Source organism: Methanosarcina sp. UBA411, from assembly GCF_002495725.1.
Lineage (GTDB): Archaea > Halobacteriota > Methanosarcinia > Methanosarcinales > Methanosarcinaceae > Methanosarcina.
Genome location: NZ_DAGK01000031.1, coordinates 22330 through 41610 on the forward strand (window position 1 = coordinate 22330; position 19281 = coordinate 41610).

A 19281-nucleotide genomic window follows, 5' to 3' on the forward strand; every position below is an offset into this window, starting at 1 on the left:
TCTTCATAAATGCACTGTAGGGCTTCTTGCTGTCAGCTTTACCTTCTCTAAATCCATCTTTATAGCCATCTCTGCAGCCGTCTTTGTAGCCTTTGTTATATTCTTGCTGGTTTGCGCTTACCGCCGCAACTGTCACTGACACTATAAAACAGACTACCAGCAAAATAGCCAATGTCTTTTTTATACCCATTATTCATTCCCCCAATCTGTTTCAACTACACCAATTTTGCGTATCATTACTTATCAATGTTACAGATGTTGGTTTTTCAATCTACCCAATGTTAGCAAACACATTTATTTTAACAATAAATAGTTCCAGTTTGTTTTTGATGAGATACTAACAAAAGTAAATTTTCTCACCGTTTCATCCATTAGAACTTGCTAACAAAGTCAATTTCAAACATACGCAACGTAACTGTTATTATCCATATATTATAATATTAATAGAAATATAAATAAGGAATAAAATTAAATTTCCACATCGAAAGAACCAGGATGTACATAGGTACAAAACTTGGCTTCAAATTTATAGCAGGTTCACAGCAAATTCACAGCGCTGACCGGGAACTTCAATTACATCAAACTATATTAGAAAATTAGGCTATTGTTTCCACAGTTCACTGAATATATATTTTTAATAATACAGATAATTATTTATAAACAATCAATTTTGTATCTATGGTAGTTATGTGGAAACTGAAAGAAATAAAGGATAATGCAAAAAAGTACATAGAGCTATGTAAACTTATATATGCAGATCCTCGAACCCCAAAAACTGCAAGAATACTATTATGGATCGCTATAGGCTATGCATTATCACCAATCGACTTAATACCGGATTTCATACCTGTAATTGGACATCTTGATGACCTGGTAATTATTCCTATTCTTTTGTATATCGCAATGAGATCAGTACCCAAAAATGTATACATGGAACATTATGTTCAGATATTAAGGAAATAAGTTTTTAGCCAGAAAACGGGTGTGACTTTTAAAGTTCTGCTTTTTAAACACAATTTACTCCCTACTCAGATAGAAAATTGTAAAACTTTTCAAATTTTAACTAGACGCAACTTAAATATTATCTCAGTCGAAAAAAATAGAGGTGAATCCCCTTTTTAGAACCTGTTTTACGTAACATTTGTTCCTAAAAGTATATGCCAGTTTGAAGAGAAACAATACTAACTTTACCAAATATATCTTTGAAGCCGATTCAAGTTAGATGTAACAGAATTTCGATTTAACTGAATTAGGATCGAATTTTGAGTTTGGGGGTATTAGGAAATGTTACTGATGGATATAATAACCTGGGAGCCAAAAGACTCCTTGAAAGTCGCAAAATTCTATGCGAATTATGAATACCCAAAAGGCATAAAAGTAATCGACGAATGGACTGACCTTACCGGCTACCGCACATTTATAATTTATGAAACTGACGACGAAAAAACGTATGCATCATCTGTGTTTCCTTTCATAGGGCTGTGCAGGTTTGAAACGTTTCCGGTTATGAGACTGGACAAATTTATGCAGCTGGCCGAAAAACTTGCCGAAAAAGCTGGAGGAAAAGGACCAGGCGCTGGGCAGGGTGAGGGTGGAGAAGTCTCAGAAGAACTGATTCAGCAAATTGAGAACCTTGAAAAGAGAATTGAACGTCTTGAACATCATTCTTTTGTTCAGCAGGAAGATGTAACGTAAAAATTTAGGTTTAACGCGAAAACTTAGATATTACGTGAAAAACTGGGTCCAAAACAAGTATTATTTTTGCAGAGAATTTTTACCTCAAGTTCATTTTTTAAGTAACTTTATAATTCTTCATTGCTTATGCAGTAGATGTACCACCATCTACAGGGCCTCCTCCAAGATGCTCATAGAATTCCCTTGCAGGGTTTCAGTCAAGGACTGCCCATTCTATTCTTCCGCAGTTTCTTTTACAAGCTTTATGCAGTGAGGAAACATTACTTTTTCAATTACTTTTTCTCAGAACTAGGATTTTACTCCATACTTTGCGAATTTTATTTCGTTCTCTTACGTTTTTCCATTTATTTATCGAATCGATAGATTTAGATAACCTCAATAAGTTTGATAAAACTGAATTTATTTGATTTAGCTCAATGCATGTAATTTTTGTTAGCCTAAAATTGCCAATAAAAATAAGTATGAAGCCAAAAAAGTCTTGTTTAAAATGCTTGGTCAAACAGATTTCAAACCTGTCACGCTCGCAGATCGGGCTTTTTTCGAGCGCCATTACGCACTCTACCCACAAACCCACGGCGACAATACTTTCACAAGCATGGTCTGCTGGAACCACTTTATGCATTACCAGTATGCATACGTGAATGAAAACTTGATTCTTTCGTGCACCGCCGGAGGAGTGACACGCTTACACCCGCCTATAGGCCCTCGTGATCCTGCGCTCATGCGTGAAGTAATACGGCTGGCTCTGGAAATCGGCGACGATAATAAGCCCCTTATACTCATCGATCCTGAAACTGCAAAGTGGATGAAAAAAGTCGATCCTGATCTTTTGCTGGTTCCAGATCTAAATCATTTTGAGTATGTGTACCGGGCCCTCGACCTTGCTGAGCTTCCGGGAAAGAAATATCTCAAGATCCGCAGCCAGATAAACAAATTTCGAAAGAAATACCGGCACTTGATCGAGCCGATAACTCCCGAAAACCGGAAAGAGATAGTGGAGTTCCTAGTAAAATGGTGTGAGAGCAAAAAGTGCGAGGAGAATTACACCCTTGCTCACGAAATAGAGGCTGTCTCCTATGCAATCGAACACTTAACCGAACTACCCCTAAGAGGCCTTTTGATAAGGGTCGGTTCACAGGTCGGTGCCATCTCTCTTTTTGAGCGCCTCAACGCTAATACAGCGTTAATCCATTTTGAGAAAGGGCTGCCGGAATATGAAGGAATATACAAGGTAATCAATGCGGAAACTGCAGCGCTCCTTGTCAACGAGGTTGAATATATCAACCGGGAAAGCGATCTCGGTATCAGTGGACTTCGAAAGGCGAAGCTGAGATATCACCCGCACCACATGGTAGAGGTTTATTCGCTCAAACGCCAAACCTGCTTTCCATATATCATATGAGAGTATGCACTCTAATACATACCAATATATAAGCCGAGTGATGGATACATTAAACAGATTAATTTCAAACGTTCTGCTAGGTTAAACATACCTGAAATTGCTAGCGCTTAATGACTCAAATTTTCCATACAAAATAAAGGAAATCTCTACTGAGATAAATGATGAAATCACTATGCATGAACATGAATGGACTGAAGTGAAAAGAGAACTTAGAAACAATTTAGCTATAGGTATAACTGGAATTGCTGCTAGTATAGTTTCTACGCTTGTTATGGAGGAATTTCAACTTTTACGTTATTAGGTATCCTTGGAGCAAGTACGCCATTAACAGCAAAATAAATAATACAATGTCTCAAAAATAGAAGAAATCTTAAAAAGAACGGAATCCATTTACAATTTGAAATTAAAAAAGATCAATCTATTAGAGCTTAAATCCAAGTGAATTTAGTGTGATTTTAATTAGAGTCTTTAAAAGATATCTTCCTATGTATGTGCCGATTTACTTTCTATTTTCTAAATTTTTAAGAAGTAGATATAAGATGATGATAATAAAAATCATTGTGTATATTTCAGGAATTCCTAATTCGGTGAAACTCTTTAATATTAATGAAGGGGACATATTATTCTCCAAATTTTTTATAAATTAGATATAAAACACATATAAAAATAATAAAAAAAATATGACTCCGTAGAGATCTTCCAAAGTAATCAAAAAGCATTTAGTGACGCTGGATTAGAATTATAGAACATCATCGATTTTATGGAATGACATAGTTATAAATTTATAGTTTCTGCATAATATTAGTTTAGGATAAGACCTCAAAACAACATATAGCCACAGCAATTAGCATTATTACTAATATTACTAATGAGTTTAATGACTCATTTAACTTCTCTATTATATGATCATTTATACATAGCAGAGCCTTATGTACCTCTTGCAATACTTCCAGAATCTCACGTATCATTAAATTTTCCTCTTATTTATAAAAATGTATATTTCAAAAATTAATAATTTGAGAAAGCAGCTGAGTATATATGAAAAGCCCGATAATAGAACAAACTAATACGCTTATGTACATTAGTACAAAACTAATTATGATTAATATAGAAACAAACTTCATGCTATTCCTCAAAGGCAGAATGTCAATTTTATCTAGTAAAGCAAACGATTTCAAAATGGCAGAATAAATATGAATCTCTGACTCTTTGAGAGCAGATATATTAGCTTCTTTTAAATTAACAGTTTTTACCGTTGAGAGACAATGACCATTTATTTTCGTTATAATTAATTCAGTTATTTTACTGCGCCCAAAAATAAATAATACTATTATTAATATCATTAATAATATGAAAATTGTCAAATAATTCTCTTTTAAATAATCAAACTTTATTATCAGAACTATAAATGGCGCAAAGATTGGGATAGTCATTGCTAGAATTATGGATATAAAACTACAAGTCACAGGAACTAAATTAAATAGAATAGACAATAAACTTTTGAAAACTATTGATACATATGATAATACATTCTCTACTATTTTATCTATTGTCTTCATCATTTTACTTTGTGTAAAAATAATTATTACCATTATTAACATTATACTTATTAAAGATATCAAAGATATTAAAACCGTTAATAGATAATTTTGTTTTAAGTAGTTATACTCTATTGCCAAAATTGTAAACAATACTAAGATTGGGATAATTACTGCTAGAAGTAAAGATCGAATATTAAAGGAACCTGCAGTAAAGTTAAAAAGCGAGGAAATATTTTTAAGGAAATCCTTAATATACATAATCTTACGCTCTCTATTATTTTACCCATTCTCTTCACTATGTGGACAGTTTGTAGTTATGGAAACACTACATTTAAAAATATCGGTTTAGATTTATTACTAAGATTTATTACTAAGATGTCCGTAGATTCTTACTTTAAATACATTTTATTATTGGCTCTGTAGAAATCCTTAATTTTATGCAAATTATTTCTATCACTTTTTTGTTTATGTTGTACACTATCAATTTAAATTTAATTTCCTTTGCTTGATTCCGGAACTTTCTTGCCCTAATTGTTTCCCCAAACTTCCTTTTCACTACAGAGAATGTTGTCTCTGATATATTCCTATGATTGTATTCATCTTTGTCAAAGACCAAACACAGTTGTTATCTATACTTTTCCCCGACTTTTTTCCTTTTTCTTTGTCTTAGAGGTATAATTGAGTCTGCTTTGATCTCTTCTCTGATTAGAGTATGGATTTTTTCGGAATCGTATCCTTTATCCATCACATAACATTGTGATTTTCTTGTCCTATTTGATTGTCTTATTAAAGCATTTGCATGTTTTATTTCATGATCTGTTTTTTGACTAATTTTCTATCCTAATATTACCTTCTTTTTAGTGTCTACTGATAATGAAATTTTCAGAAAATTTTTCGCAGCTTTCCTGTTCTGCGTGAATAATAATAACTTGCGTAAGAACTCGTAAATCCTGTTGTATCAATTACCGTAATAGAGACATTTTCTCCATGTGAATAAAAAAGCTTTAGAATCCTTGACAAAATGAGGTTAAACAGAAAAGAAGGAATTCTTGATACAAACTTTTGAAGAGTAGTGAAATGTGGAATCTTATCAAGATCAAGTTTTTCTTTTATATCGTTCATAAGATCAATAAATTCTACAAAATCACGTTAGTCTGTGCTTATATATTCCTTCAATAAAACCAGAACAAGAAGCTGATGTTGAGTATAAACATGCTTGGAATATTTGCAGGAATAAAGATTCAGTCTCGAAGATTGGACAGTTTCAAGGCTGATATCAACAAATTTGATGTATGTATTCGATTTCAATATTGGAAGATTCCTTCATTTTTATGGAATAAATAAGGAATTATAATATTACATAAAAACTATATAAATATAATGTTGGAACTCAATTTGGAGGATTTCTACAGAGCCAAAATATAATATCGACTATAGGGATTCCAAACAAGGTTACGACACTAGAGCTTATTGTTGACATGCTTTTAAAATTATTTTAAATGGTTATAAATTTTGCACAGGTTCCGCATAGGAAAATTAAAACTAATCATTCAGTTGTTCTTGCAAAAACTCCAGATCCCTGCAAGCCAATTCAATTAATTTTTCCTTGCCTTTTTTGTTTGAAGGTGTTCCAAAAAGAAATCTTATCCTAGGCTGTGCTAAATATTTGTGACCAATAATTGTATTTTCAAGTTTGTGTTTTCTGTTTCAAGCAGATCAAGGATAGGGATATAGAATCAAAGTTGAGTTGGCGAATCCCGCTGCAAGCAACAGGGTATGTTCGCGCCACCACTCCAACTTCCATTAAAGGAAATAATAACCCTAAATAATTTGGTTTGAGCAGAAGTTGAGCTGATCCCAAAACTCAAAATTACTTCTCTGAATCCTGTATTCCAAATAATCGATCAAGTTTCAGACCATGAAAAATAACTCATCAAAAAATTTAAAATTTAATGATTTGAGAATAAACTTGATTTTGGGATGCTCGTTAATAACCGAAAATGGAATTGATAAATCATATTATCATCAACGGTTACCGGGGAAGTTTTCCATCCACGTAGCAAGCTAGTGAGGTATTCGACTGAAATAAGAATTGAAAGAACCTCATTATTCCATTTTCTTTGTCTCAAAAGCTTCTTTTACGATTTTCAAGGCACAGAGATCCCCGCACATTGAGCAGGTGTCGCTTTCAGTTCTTCGAGCATCCCGGATTTTGCGGGCTCTGTTGCCGTCGATTGCCAGTTCAAACTGTTTTTCCCAGTCAAGGTCCCTGCGGGCATAGGCCATAGCAAGGTCTTTTTCCCAGGCATGTTCTCTTGGGCCTTCCTTAATAAGGTCAATTGTGTGGGCTGCAACTTTTGTTACGAGCAGGCCTTCTTTTATATCCTCAAGGGTTGGGAGGGCAAGATGCTCCGAGGGGGTTACCATACAGAGGAAATCCGTACCGTACATCCCTGCAACTGCTCCTCCGATCGCGCCTGTAATGTGATCGAAGCCTGGCGCAATATCAGTTACGAGCGGGCCCAGAAGATAGAGAGGAGCATCGTTACAAAGCTCTTTCATGCCCCTGACGCTCAATTCAATTTCGTTTAGGGGTACATGGCCCGGCCCTTCTACAAAAGTCTGGACATTGGCAGCCCTTGCTCGTTTTACGAGTTCTCCTAGTGTGATGAACTCCATGAACTTCGGGCGGTCGGAAGCATCGGCAATGCAGCCAGGACGCATACCGTCCCCAAGGCTCAGAGTCATATCATATTCTTTTGCGATCTCAAGAAGATAATCATACTCGGCATAAAAGGGATTGTCTTCATCGTTGTGCAGCATCCAGGCAAGAGTAAAAGAGCCCCCGCGACTCACAACATTCATTATCCTGTCGCTCTGTCGCAGGCGCTCAAGGGAATTTAAATTGACTCCGGCATGCACGGTAACAAAGTCCACACCCTGCTTGGCATGTTTTCGGACGGTGTTGAACATGTCATCCGAAGTCATCTCCACAACAATTTTCCTAGAAGCTGCAGCCTGGTAGATTGGAACCGTCCCGACTGGAATGTTAACGGATTTCAGGATGCGAGTACGAATTTCATCCAGATCCCCACCTGTAGAAAGATCCATTACAGCATGAGCACCAAAAGCTTCCGCAGCTTTTGCTTTTTCGATTTCGGCATCGATATCTATACAGTCCCTTGAAGTTCCGACATTGGCATTGATCTTTGTGCTCATATATTTGCCAATGCCAATAGGAAGGGTCTCTCGCCTATCATTTACTGGGATCGCTATCAGCCCCTTTGCCACGCAGGATCGGACAATTTCAGGGTCTATTCCTTCAGCTTTTGCCACAGTTTCTATAGAAGGGGTGATGATTCCCTTCTTCGCATCTTCCATCAGTGTCATTTTTACTCCAGATTGAGGTGAATGAGATAATTATAATAAGATAGTAATTAAAAGATACTGATAATTGATCAACGGTACTGGATAAAGCACATCAATAATAACATCAACACTAATAACATCAACACTAATAACATCAACATTATTAACTGCAACTAAGCGTCACGTAATAAGGTTGACCGAATAGTTGAGTATAAAGATACATCCAAAATTTGTCTTGCAGACAAGAACAAACAGTGAACTGATATATATCTTTTCACGTTTGAGAAGTCAATTTTGGGAAGTCAATTAATATCTATAAGTAGACAAATATATAAATAATGTATGCATATTATTTAGTACATGTATTAAGAAAATTACAAAACGAAAACTACGGAAACTGTTTTTAAAGTAAAAGGCTTTTACAGATTACCAGTATAATTGAACTCAACAGGTATAGTTAGTTAGACCTAACCGATATGTAGCAACAAGACGAGAAAAAGAGACAGAAGGGAAAGCTTTTCTGTTCATTTTCTTACGCATATCATTATTCATTTCTTTATATATCCCTTTATATATTTCTTTATTTGTACTATTTTAAATCTCAATATTATCTCAAAACAGAATCAAGGTATTTTATATGACAGTTGTCGCATTTGCAGAAAAGAATAAGGCAGCCGCCCAGATTGCCAGCATCCTGGGTGAGGGAGAAGTTGAGAAGATAACAGTTGAAGGGCTGCCGGCATACGAATTTAAGTGGAAAGGTGAAGAGTGGCTGGTAATGGGACTTTCCGGGCATATTATGAATTATGATTTTCCGGAGCGGTATAACAAATGGAATGAAGTTAACCCGGGTGTACTCCTTGAAATCGACCCCGAAAAACTGGTAACGCGAGTTGACTACGCTGCTGCAGTAAAAAACCTGGCAAAAAGAGCAAACAAGATCGTTCTTGCCTGCGACTATGACCGAGAAGGAGAAAATATAGGATTTGAAGCCAAAACACTTGCAGAAGAAGTAACAAATGTGCCGATTTCAAGGGCACGTTTCTCGTCCCTTTCCCCAAACGAGGTAAGGAAAGCTTTTGAGAGCCTGATAAACCCGGACTATAATATGGCAATGGCTGCAGAAGCCAGACAGATTCTGGATCTTAAAATGGGAGCCGCGTTCACCCGTTTTGTCACGCTTTCGGTAAGGGAAAGAGCAAGGACAAAGGACATCCTTTCTATCGGTCCCTGCCAGACGCCCACCTGTGGGTTTGTATATGAAAGAGAAAAGGCAATCCGGGCTTTTCAGGCAAAGGACTTCTGGAAAATAACGGCAATTTTCTCGGCAGAAAACGGAAAAGAAGGAGAAAAAGAAGGTGGAGAATTCGAAGGGACTCACAGAGCAGGAAATATTCATGATAAAGAAAAAGCCGCTGAGATCTTCAAGAGGCTGAAAGGAGCAAAGGAAGGATTAGTTGCGAAAAAGACAGTAAAAGAAGCAAAAACCAGCCCTCCTAATCCGTTAAATACTACCGAATTCCTGAAAAGGGCTTCCAAGTTCCTTGGAATAAGCCCGGAACTTGCCCTTGAGGTTGCAGAACAGCTTTACCTTGCAGGGTTTACCAGCTACCCCAGGACCGAGACAAACAAGTACGCTGAGGACTTTGATTTCAAGTCCCTTCTCTTTGATTTTGCACGACAGAAGGAGTACAAGCCTTTTGCAGAGTCTATCCTTATAGCCCCAATTGTCCCGAAAAACGGGGAGAAAGATGCGCACGATCACCCTCCTATCCACCCAATCAGGGCGGCTTCAAGAGGAGAGGTAAGCTCTGCAGTAAATATCCCTCAGGCCCCTGAAGTCTACGACCTTATAGCAAGGCACTTCCTAGCAAATCTTATGCCAGCAGCAATTTTCGAAAAAACCCACCTTCACCTGCTTGTGCAGGAGGAACCTTTTGACTCATCCGGAACCGTGCTTAAGGATTCAGGCTGGCTCGAAGCCTATCCCTTTGAAAATAAAAAGGATAAGCTTCTCCCGTTTGTAGAAGAAGGCCAGAAAGTGGGCATAAAAAAGCTCAGCAATACAAAGTCCAAAACCAGCCCCCCAAAGAAACTGACCGAAGCAGAACTTTTGACCCTTATGGACAAAAACGGGATCGGGACAAAGGCAACGGCTCCTACCCATATTGAAACAAATAAGAAGCGAGGGTATCTTGAGACAAAGGGAAAAACTATCTCTATTCTAGATACAGGTTTTACGCTTATGGAAGGGCTCTCTCTGACCGTCCCGATTCTTGTAAGGCCGGAAATAAGAGCAAAGATCGAAGCTCTGATCCAGGAAGTAGAAGATGGAAAAAAGGAGTTTGAAGCCGCCCTTGATGAGGGTACAACTCTAATTCGGGAAATGTATGCCCAGCTTGAAGCAAATAAAAAGGAACTAACTTCAAGCATATCAGGTACGATAAAGGACGAAGCTGCCCTTGAAGACAAAAAAAATTACATTGGAACCTGTAAGGCCTGCGGACACGTGCTCAGGATTGTACAAACGGATTCCGGCCGCTTTGTGGGCTGTACAGGCTATCCCGACTGCCGAAATTCATATCCTTTGCCAAAAACCGGAGCTCTAACCGTACTCAGGAGCAAAGAATGTAAAAAGGAAGCAGCAGCTGTCCTGAAAGTAGGAAATAAGTATAACTGGGCTGTAGGCATAGGACCCTGCTTTACCTGCGACCTTGAAAAAGAATGTTATCCCCCAGAAACGGTCGGTCCCTGTCCGGAATGTGACGGAAGTATGTTCCTGATCACCTTTAAAGACACTCGATTTCTGGGCTGTACAAAACGCTGTGGGTACACCCATTCAGTCCCAAAAACCGGAAAATTGACTATGCTTGATAAAACCTGTGAAACCTGCGGCTGGAAGCTGTTCAGGTTAAAAGAAGAAGGCGAAAGCCCAGAAGAAGAATTCTGTGTAAACCGGCGCTGCCCGGAAGGCAGAAAATATTGGAAAAAGCCAGGCAAAGGAGCCGAAACTAGAATCAGGGAAAAGTCTTCTGTAAACCGCCCCGCAACAAGTTCAACAGCAAGCCCGGCAACAAACTTAGCAGCAACCCCACGGGCAGAAAAAACTTCAAAATTATCAGCTGCAGGTCTGAAAAAGAGTAAGTAAGGACGACAATCTTCTTGCTCCGCCTGTATAAAATAGAACATAAAAGAGTCGAAAAGAGACTTAGAAATACAATTAGAACGGTAAAGAAGAACACGAAATTCGTATACTAAATAGGACTCAGAAAAGAGATAAGAAAATCCTTTCGGATTTTCTCCTGCCTCTTGGAATTAAACCGGGAAGAAATTATGCTGCTGCAGGAGCTGCTGCAGGTGTTGGCACGGTTTCAACCTGGGTCTTCCGGATTTCGACTCTGCGAAGCGGGTAGATGAACTTGGCCTGTCTGTAAATAGCTGCTGAGAGCCTGCCAAGGATTGCTTCCTGCATAAAGGTCTCGAAATCGGATTCAGATGCGCGCCTTGTGACAATATCAACCATCATTTCTCTGATGGCTTTGATCTGGCTTGAGCGAGCCCTTTTGATAGTGAAGCAGGTGGGCTTTACACGGATGATATAGCCGTCTTTGGTTTTGACATCAATATTAGCATCGATTCTGGATGTCTGCCTCTTCACGATTGAGCGAATATAGTCAGTTGTAAGTTCGTGGCCCATGAGGTCAGTGGTTGCGATTTCTCCGACGACATTATTAATCCTGAGAATGACCTTTGTGTTGTTCTTGGTCATATCGTTGGTAAGTTCCCCAACAGTGGTTTCAATATTGCGCCCTACGAGCAGGGAAGGATCTCCTGCCATAGTGTTACCGACGATAGCTCTGTTTAAGTAAGCAGGGGCTTCAATATTATACCATTCCTTGGATTTCCATCCGTCAAGCTTTCTCTGTACTTTCTTTCTTGCCAAGTGATTCCTCCGAAGTAACTTTCATTTTTATAATTTTGTATTGTTTTTAGTATTTTTGTTGCATTTCCTATGCTGCTGGTTTACCTGCGGCCCTCAAGCCTTTGAGTTTCTTATTCCGGATGCTCGGATGAGCTTTCTCCTTAATCAATGAGCATGAATGACCTTCAGCGCTTTTGCAAAGATTTTGCGCTGTTCGGCGCAGTTTGTGGTGCTTTTAGCACTAGCGTTTCCCTTTCAAGGTGAAATTTCCAAGCTTTCATAGGCTTCCGAACCTGGACCCGTCCCCTATATTCCGGCAGCTACAGGCTCCTGATAATTAAAAATATGATCCGGAAAATCGCCAGAAGTTCTCAGAAATTAGCGGCATCTAACTAGTTAATGGCTCACTATACATATCATATCAGTATATAAACAAATCGGTCAGAAACGCTTTCTGCCTATATGCTAAAAAGAGAAATAAAAAAAGTTTGAAGAAAACATGAAGAGAAAATTTTGAAGAAAAGTTTAAGGAAAAAGTTAAAGAAAAAAGTTAAAGAAAAAAGTTTAAGGAAAAATTTAAAGGAAGCGAAGGCCTTTCGGCATTTCGCCTACCCTCTTCCTGAATTCCTCAGGCCAGTTTGCAGGGTCAAGTCCTTTCTGAGCAAGGAAGACCGCAGCCCATCTTTCAAGCCCGACTCCGGAACAGCCAGACCAGAGTTCTTCTCCGGATTGGAGTTTCACATTGAAGCCTTTGGGATACTTGTCTCCATTGATGCTTACGTTCTGGAACTCGAGCCATTCTCCATCCGGACCGCGGTAAGGCAGGCAGGCCTCATAGTCAGTTGTCCCGACAGTGTTTTCTTCGGCAAGCCCGAGCAGTCCTTCCTGTGCCATAAACCAAGGAGTGACTCTTGCTTTTCTCCACTCGATGTCCAGGATGTCGTTGAAGATATGCATATAGCGCTCATGCAGTTCTTCTGCGCACTTTAATACCTCTTCCTTTGTTCCGATCCAGACAATTTCGATCCTGTGGAACTCATCGACTCTCTCAATCCCGTGAATTCCACCGCTCTCATACCTGTGGGAGGTTCCAGACCTATCAAAGACCTTTACAGGAATTTCCTCGTTTGGAAGAGTTTCGCCTGTTACGTACATCCAGAAAGGCGGGCACTGCGCGTAGCACATGCCTCCGATTGGCTCTGCGATTTTTTCTTTGATCAGTTTTGTGGGTACTTCATGGGTAACCTTGTAATAATCAGCAACCTCTTCCCAGTACTCAGGATCCCTTGTCTGTGGAGGACATACATAATATATCTCAGGGTAGACACCCTTCGCATGCCCGGATTTCATCCAGACTTCCCAGGTAACCAGCTTCGGGAAAATCATTTCTCTGTATCCAAGTGGTTCGAGAAGTTCTTCAAGGACGATCTTTTCAAAGGTCCGGAAGATCCTTGTGGACTGGGGCCCATGGATCCACTGCCCGCGGCTTGCGCCTCGCTTGAGCCAGCCTTCTTTCATCATGACCTGGGTCGGGTCTTCCTTGAAGGGATGTTCCATTGGTTCTCTCTGCCAGAGCAGATTCCAGTGCTCAGCTTTTGCTCCGTACTGAGCAGCCTCGATCTTCTCTTCAAGAAGCGTGAGAATCCTGTCCGGCACCCGATTCTTCATCTCAGCTTCCCCGACTTCAAGCTCGAGCTGAATCCCGCCTTCGATATTTTCCATACTTTTGATATAGGGTACTTTCAGCATCCTGAGCTCGTGGTCAGCCGGTACCTTAATTTTGAAGGATTCAACCTCGATTCCGCGAATCCCGATCTTATACTTCTTTCCGAGCGCTTCGGCAAACTGTTTCCTCAGCCTGAAGATCGCATCATGTACCCTGACATACCTGCCGGATTCAAGCGCAAGCTCGATCCTATCCTCCCCGAGCTTCCATTCAGTGACCTTTGCTCCCTGCCCTTCAGGTGCCCCTCGGGTGAGAAGGGTATTGTTTGCCTCTTCAAAAAGCGCAGCTATAGCATCCTTTGCAGGAGTGGGGTCTGCACTTGTTTTAAAATAAGCTTTGAGATTGAACTGTAATTCCAAAGTTTGAGCCTCTTTTAATTGATGTAGAATAATGTAATTGTGAATTGAAATAAGGACGTAAACAGAGTCTAAAATTCTGTTTCTGATATAAATAACTCGTTATCCGTAACTTGGATGAAGATACCGGGTGTCAGGACATTAGAATTATAGTTTGATAGTACATAACTATAATTCAAACACAGAATTAGATATAGGTATCTGTAAACCACTTATATTCGTGCTTCTACATAAAAACCTGACCGGTTATTTAAATATTAGCATCTACAAAAAATAGCTAGCTGCGTGGTAGATGATTAAATTCGTTTAAATTATATTATTGTAATCGGTGTTTATAAGTTGATAGTTTCCGATGTCAGTAGTTGATAGTTTCCTATATCAGCTATTGATTAGAGATTGTCTCAAAAAAGCCGCGTTTCATAACTCTAAAGCTGAAATCTGAACCTTGCGCCGGAACAGAAGCAGCTAGAGATAGAACCCCGGCTGCGTTCACGGTCACGCAGTGACCGGCCTTTAAGAAAGAGAAAAAAGCGAGAAAAAAAGCACAAACTGCAATGCAGCAGGTTCTATATTTACAAAAGAAGAAAGCGATATTGACGTCCTGGTGAGATTTGAAGAGGGGGCAACCCTTTTACATTTTACAGGACTCGGGTATTATCTTGAGGATTTGTTTGGAGTTCCAATTGACGTTGTTTCAGAAAGGGCTCTCTACCCGATGATGAAAGATGACGTGTTAAAAGAACTGGTGCCGGTATAAAGTATACCACTTATGCAGTTACCCAGCAATGAAAAGATAAGGAAGAAGATAATGACCAGAACCGGGCTCAAGCCAAATGTTGGAAAACATGTTCTCAATGAAGTGATTTCTTTATGGCTTACAAGAGAGATCAGAGAGATTTCACTCAATTTTTGTAGGATACCTTTGATGCCATTGATGACATTGAAGGATTTATCAAGGGAATGGAATTCAATGAGTTTTCCGGTGATAAGAAAACGATATATGCCGTAATAAATTAGTTCTGGAGCAGTTCACTGAATAATATGTTCTTGACCATCAATTATTATTTTCCATCCGGGATCTAAAAATTCAGATTTCACATCAGCATAGTGTAACTTTCTGTGACACAGTGGACAAATGACTAATAGATTCCAGCTTTGAAGTGTTTTCGGTGCTTTTTGATTTAATTCGATCATATGGTGAACTTCTGCATATTTCTCACCGTTCTTTTTCAAAAATCCCGGATATCCACATATCATACATTTGTAGCCATATTTCCCTTTAATCGCGTTAGACAATAAGGAAGGTCTTTGAATCAATCCAGTAATAATTTCTTTAAATTCTGGAGTATTTCTGTATTTAATATCTAATTTTTGTATCAGTTCATTGTAATCCAGAGTTTTTCCTTCCCTAAATTCTTCAGATATAGCAGTTTTATTAGATACATAAGTACTTACAGCTTCAGATATCCAATTCAATATCCTATCTTCATCTTCAGGCTCTATTACAGCAAAAGTTTGAACTGCATCATAGTTTTTAGAAGTAACTTTTACTTCGTTTATATCAAAAGGCTCAACGGGTCTTATGTTTTCCCCCTTAATTATATATCGCCAGTGCTTTTCCCATATTTTATCGCTTAAATTGTTTATGTCTTCCTCGCAGGATACAAAATTCATTATCCATCTAATTGGTTTTTGCCCAGATGGGAGCGTACTTTTAGTTTGAGCAATCAATATTATATCGCCCGACTTTACGTCATGTGGTTTTCCATCTGTAGCATGTTTTGCGTTATTGAGAACGCCTTCCATCGTTTTAGCTGAATTTTTGAAAAGTAGCATGTATTACAGGATAACTTATTTAATTAATAAGTTCTTTGATTTTTTCCAAATATTTCAAGAAAAAAGCTATGTTAAATATATATTTTAAAATCGTATATAACAAAAGAGAATGGTTTGACAAAAAATTTGTTTTTTGATGATTGCATGAGCTCCTGTAAATTCTATAACCACCTCCTGAAGCTTTTTATTAAAAGATCTCACTTATTCCCGGTCGCTATCTAAAATTTTGCATTCAGGGGTCCGGTTTGAGAATTTCATGATTTTGGAAAAATTGTAGTGGGGAGAAGGGAACAGTACGCGCCGGAAATATATTTGGAAATATATTTATTACAGAAATATATCAGAAAATCTCTTTGAAATCAGCTTCCTATAAAATCTTCTTCCTGAAATAGACCTGCAAAGAGAAAACGAGGAAGTTAACACAGCTATAAATAAAATCATTGGAATATGACTATTTGTATCTGAAAGACGAGGCCAATCAATGAGAGAATTTACTGTTGTTATTGAACAGGACGAAGATGGAGTTTACGTAGCTTCTGTGCCTGAACTTCCGGGATGCCACACCCAGGCAGAAACGCTTGACGAATTAAACAGGAGAATAAAAGAAGCAATTGAACTCTACCTTGAAGTTGAAGCCGAAGAGGGAGAAAAGGAACACCTTGACTTTGTCGGGATACAGAAGGTCAAAGTTGAGGTTTGAATGGATAAAATAGTGCCTCTTCCCAGCAAAAAAGTCATAAAAGCACTTGAAAGTATGGGCTTTGAGCAAATAAGGCAAAAAGGTAGCCACTTGTTTTTACGCCATCCAGACGGAAGAACCACAATAGTCCCTGTGCATCCCACAGATAAGATCGGAAAAGGAATGATCAACAAAATAATCAAAGACGCAAAAATTACACGAGATGAGTGGATCGAACTTATAAAAAGCTTGATTGTTTTTTAAAGATAGAATAGTGTTAAAATTTAAAAAGAGCCAAATCTTTTTTTCTAGTTAAGGACTTAGCCAACCGAAACCTCCACAGTAGCGATTTCTCCCAGTATCTTAGCTTGCTCTCTTGTTACTTCCAGGACAAGCTGAATAGCTTCCCTAATGTTTTCAAGCGCCTCTTCTTTAGTATTTCCTTCGCTGATAGCCGCAGGAATTTCAAGGCATTGGGCGGTATAGCCTCCCTCATCAGATTCTTCAAGTTTAATTGTAAACCGCACAAATATTAATTGGTGATTTTGCTATTAATACACTTCTTAATTCCAAAATTCGCATCGCTTACTCCAATCCTTAATCTCTGGAGAATCGAAATTGGAAAATAATTACTGAATGATGCGAGGATGAACCTGATGAGGGAATTCACTGTCGTTATTGAGCAGGATGAAGATGGAATTTACGTAGCTTCTGTACCTGAAATTCCGGGATGACACAACCAGGCAGAGACGCTTGACGAGTTAAACAGAAGAATAAAAGAAACAACTGAACTCTACCTTGAAGTCAAGCCTGAAAATTAAGAAACTAAAAATCGGTTATTCTCTTCCTTCTCTCCCCACATCCATCAGCCTCTCATTTGCGGTCAGGATCTCGACTCCGAGTTCGCTGAAGTCTTTGTCATGGGTTACGAAGACCATATTTTTTGCACGACAGATCTGGGCAAAGAGGAGGTCATTGAAATCGTATTTTCCCTGCTCGAACATATCCATGATTTCAGGAAGGTCTATTGCCTGCAGTTCGGGATCGCAGGCAAGGGTGCTTTTAGAGATCTTTCTTACGTTGTAGGCTATATCCTGGGCAATTGCTCGGAAGGCCAGAGAGTTTCGAAATTCCTTAAACCTCGTAAACTCGGTCTGCTGCTTGAATTCTATTCTGGCGAAGGTGTTAATGAATTCTGAGATTATCATGCAGTTAATATAGATCGTGCCGTCGGAGTTCCTGATTTCTTTTAAGGCTCTGGAATAGGCGTCCGACCGCTTGTCAGGCCAGCCAATTGGGCCGTAGATATACAGCCAGATGTTGGTGTCAAAGAAATAGCCTCTGCCTTCGGGAAAATTGTAGTCCTCTACGGAATGAACCTTTACAGGAACAGGTTTTATGGGCCTGTGCCCTCCGGCACGAATTCTTGGGCGGCGTCTAACTGGAAAAACGGTTGCATGGTGAATGCTCTTACGCATCCTCTTCTCCTCCAAGCACGTCTTTCAGCGCCTTTCTGCAGGTGTATGCATGCTCAAAATAGGTTTTTGCCCGCTCTATAACCCTCTTAAGGATAATCTCGTCTTCCTCGGAGATATCCGTGAATAAGAGGCTATTCTCAATTTGTTCTGCGGAAAAACATCCGTAAAGTTGCCCTATTGCCGAATTCAAAAAGGCAGGCGTCAGCTCACTCGCTTCTGCAAAAGAGAGTTCAACTTTCTTATTTTCGCAGAGAGCAGCCGTAATAATATCGTAAACCTTTTGTCCATCACAAGCGGCAACGCAACAGTTTTCCCCGACAGTTTCAAAAACATTGATCTTTACCATTTCTTCCGTAAGTATCCCCATATGCTTATACTCACAATGGTTTAAAAAGCTCAGGGTCTGACCTGTGTTTCACTACTGCGACATTAAGTTTTATTCATAAATATTAAGTTCTAGTAGGCTTTTAGTTGACCTTTTTAAAGAAGAGCCAGCCTTTTTCCCCTTTTCCGTACTTTGTCCGGACTAAAACATAAGTCCCTTTCAGTTTATCTCCTTCAAGTGCTACCACAATTTCCCTTTCCTCACGTTTCAAAAGCTCAAAAGTTCCCCTATCCCAGATCTCAACCTTGCCGGCTCCGTACTCTCCGGCCGGGATTTCACCTTCAAAATCAGCATATGCCAGAGGATGGTCTTCAGTCTCGATAGCAAGCCTTCTGGTGCCTGCATCCTTTGGGGGCTCCTTTGGCACAGCCCAGCTTTTCAGAACTCCATCCATCTCCAAGCGGAAATCATAGTGAAGCTTACGCGCATCATGGCGCTGAACCACAAAAATCGGTTTGTTGGAGCTTTTTCCAAAATCATTGGTCGACGGTTCAGGTGTTTTTTTAAAATTTCTCTTTCTCTCATATTCTTCAAGCATGGAGGATCAATAGGAAATATGATGTCAAACGGATTTGAAACTTATTTTCTACTTCTAGCCAGAGCATAATCCGAGTAGATTTTCAAAAACTCCCTGTCAGTTTGTAGGAGCACGGTTTCAAACATAGCTACATGGATTTTCTCTTTTCTGGCAATGTCAAGCAGGACTTTACGAATTTCTTCGTTTTTTGCCAGATTTGCCATCTGCTCATAAATGTTGATAGCGTCCAGCTCTGCAATCATGGCAGCTCTAAGGATCTCTTTATTAAGGTCTTCAGGTCTGGTTTTTTCAAGGTCTGCAAGTACTTCCGAAAGCAGGTTTTCACCCCCCTTAAAATATACCCCTAAAATATAC

16 protein-coding genes and 2 pseudogenes are annotated in these 19281 nt (G+C 39.1%); 7 read left to right on the top strand and 11 right to left on the bottom strand.

The genetic code is table 11. From position 1 onward, the window contains the following. Nucleotides 1-190, bottom strand: a pseudogene (locus BP861_RS11295) (hypothetical protein); the annotation flags it as partial. Nucleotides 191-678: 488 nt separating this feature from the next. Between BP861_RS11295 and BP861_RS11300 the strand changes: the two are divergent. From BP861_RS11300 to BP861_RS11310, 3 genes are all read left to right on the top strand, one after another. Beyond that, nucleotides 679-963, top strand: coding sequence for a YkvA family protein (locus BP861_RS11300; RefSeq protein WP_292375588.1), 285 nt, complete (start codon nt 679-681; stop codon nt 961-963). Between the two features lie 321 nt (nt 964-1284). After that, on the top strand, nt 1285-1695 hold the full coding sequence (locus BP861_RS11305) for a DUF3303 domain-containing protein (RefSeq protein ID WP_292375590.1): 411 nt from the start codon (nt 1285-1287) through the stop codon (nt 1693-1695). A 487-nt stretch (nt 1696-2182) separates the two neighbouring features. Further along, entirely contained in the window at nt 2183-3097 is a 915-nt protein-coding gene (locus tag BP861_RS11310; RefSeq protein WP_292375592.1) for a DUF2156 domain-containing protein, read from the top strand. 1935 nt (nt 3098-5032) lie between these two features. On the opposite strand, the pseudogene BP861_RS11315 reads toward BP861_RS11310, so the two are convergent. Both BP861_RS11315 and thiC read right to left on the bottom strand, forming a co-directional pair. After that, a pseudogene (locus BP861_RS11315) lies at nt 5033-5946 on the bottom strand (IS5 family transposase). Between the two features lie 798 nt (nt 5947-6744). Next, nucleotides 6745-8028: a phosphomethylpyrimidine synthase gene (thiC, locus tag BP861_RS11320; protein WP_292375594.1), complete on the bottom strand. Its 1284-nt coding sequence runs from the start codon at nt 8026-8028 to the stop codon at nt 6745-6747. Nucleotides 8029-8644: 616 nt separating this feature from the next. Here thiC and BP861_RS11325 point away from each other — a divergent pair. Further along, entirely contained in the window at nt 8645-11155 is a 2511-nt protein-coding gene (locus tag BP861_RS11325) for a DNA topoisomerase (RefSeq protein WP_292375596.1), read from the top strand. A gap of 183 nt (nt 11156-11338) precedes the next feature. Here BP861_RS11325 and BP861_RS11330 read toward each other — a convergent pair whose 3' ends face one another. Together BP861_RS11330 and BP861_RS11335 are read right to left on the bottom strand one after the other, a co-directional pair. Beyond that, nucleotides 11339-11950, bottom strand: coding sequence for a 30S ribosomal protein S3ae (locus BP861_RS11330; protein ID WP_292375597.1), 612 nt, complete (start codon nt 11948-11950; stop codon nt 11339-11341). A gap of 555 nt (nt 11951-12505) precedes the next feature. Further along, complete coding sequence (locus tag BP861_RS11335) at nt 12506-14014, bottom strand: serine--tRNA ligase (protein ID WP_292375599.1); 1509 nt, start codon at nt 14012-14014, stop codon at nt 12506-12508. 565 nt (nt 14015-14579) lie between these two features. Between BP861_RS11335 and BP861_RS11340 the strand changes: the two genes are divergently transcribed. Next, complete coding sequence (locus tag BP861_RS11340) at nt 14580-14768, top strand: nucleotidyltransferase family protein (protein WP_292376055.1); 189 nt, start codon at nt 14580-14582, stop codon at nt 14766-14768. Nucleotides 14769-15040: 272 nt separating this feature from the next. Here the strand turns inward: BP861_RS11340 and BP861_RS11345 are convergent, their stop codons facing one another. Then, nucleotides 15041-15817, bottom strand: a complete 777-nt coding sequence (locus BP861_RS11345; RefSeq protein WP_292375601.1) for an HNH endonuclease — start codon at nt 15815-15817, stop codon at nt 15041-15043. Nucleotides 15818-16328: 511 nt separating this feature from the next. On the opposite strand from BP861_RS11345, the gene BP861_RS11350 reads away from it, so the two are divergent. Both BP861_RS11350 and BP861_RS11355 read left to right on the top strand, forming a co-directional pair. Then, a complete protein-coding gene (locus BP861_RS11350) occupies nt 16329-16547 on the top strand; it encodes a type II toxin-antitoxin system HicB family antitoxin (RefSeq protein ID WP_292375603.1) in 219 nt (72 codons plus the stop codon). Further along, entirely contained in the window at nt 16548-16790 is a 243-nt protein-coding gene (locus tag BP861_RS11355) for a type II toxin-antitoxin system HicA family toxin (protein ID WP_292375605.1), read from the top strand. It abuts the gene before it with no gap. Nucleotides 16791-16846: 56 nt separating this feature from the next. Here the strand turns inward: BP861_RS11355 and BP861_RS11360 are convergent, their stop codons facing one another. The 5 genes from BP861_RS11360 to BP861_RS11380 all read right to left on the bottom strand — a co-directional run bounded on the left by BP861_RS11360 (nt 16847) and on the right by BP861_RS11380 (nt 19244). Then, nucleotides 16847-17053, bottom strand: coding sequence for a type II toxin-antitoxin system HicB family antitoxin (locus BP861_RS11360; RefSeq protein ID WP_292375606.1), 207 nt, complete (start codon nt 17051-17053; stop codon nt 16847-16849). A 309-nt stretch (nt 17054-17362) separates the two neighbouring features. Beyond that, the gene (locus tag BP861_RS11365) at nt 17363-18004 is read right to left on the bottom strand and encodes a type II toxin-antitoxin system VapC family toxin (RefSeq protein ID WP_292375608.1); all 642 of its coding nucleotides are present in this window, start codon (nt 18002-18004) and stop codon (nt 17363-17365) included. After that, nucleotides 17997-18371, bottom strand: coding sequence for an STAS-like domain-containing protein (locus BP861_RS11370; protein ID WP_292375610.1), 375 nt, complete (start codon nt 18369-18371; stop codon nt 17997-17999). The genes BP861_RS11365 and BP861_RS11370 overlap by 8 nt, the downstream gene beginning before the upstream one ends. Before the next feature lie 100 nt (nt 18372-18471). Next, on the bottom strand, nt 18472-18927 hold the full coding sequence (locus BP861_RS11375) for a DNA polymerase ligase N-terminal domain-containing protein (RefSeq protein WP_292375612.1): 456 nt from the start codon (nt 18925-18927) through the stop codon (nt 18472-18474). 41 nt (nt 18928-18968) lie between these two features. Then, on the bottom strand, nt 18969-19244 hold the full coding sequence (locus tag BP861_RS11380) for a demethoxyubiquinone hydroxylase family protein (RefSeq protein WP_292376057.1): 276 nt from the start codon (nt 19242-19244) through the stop codon (nt 18969-18971). Nucleotides 19245-19281 lie beyond the last annotated feature (37 nt).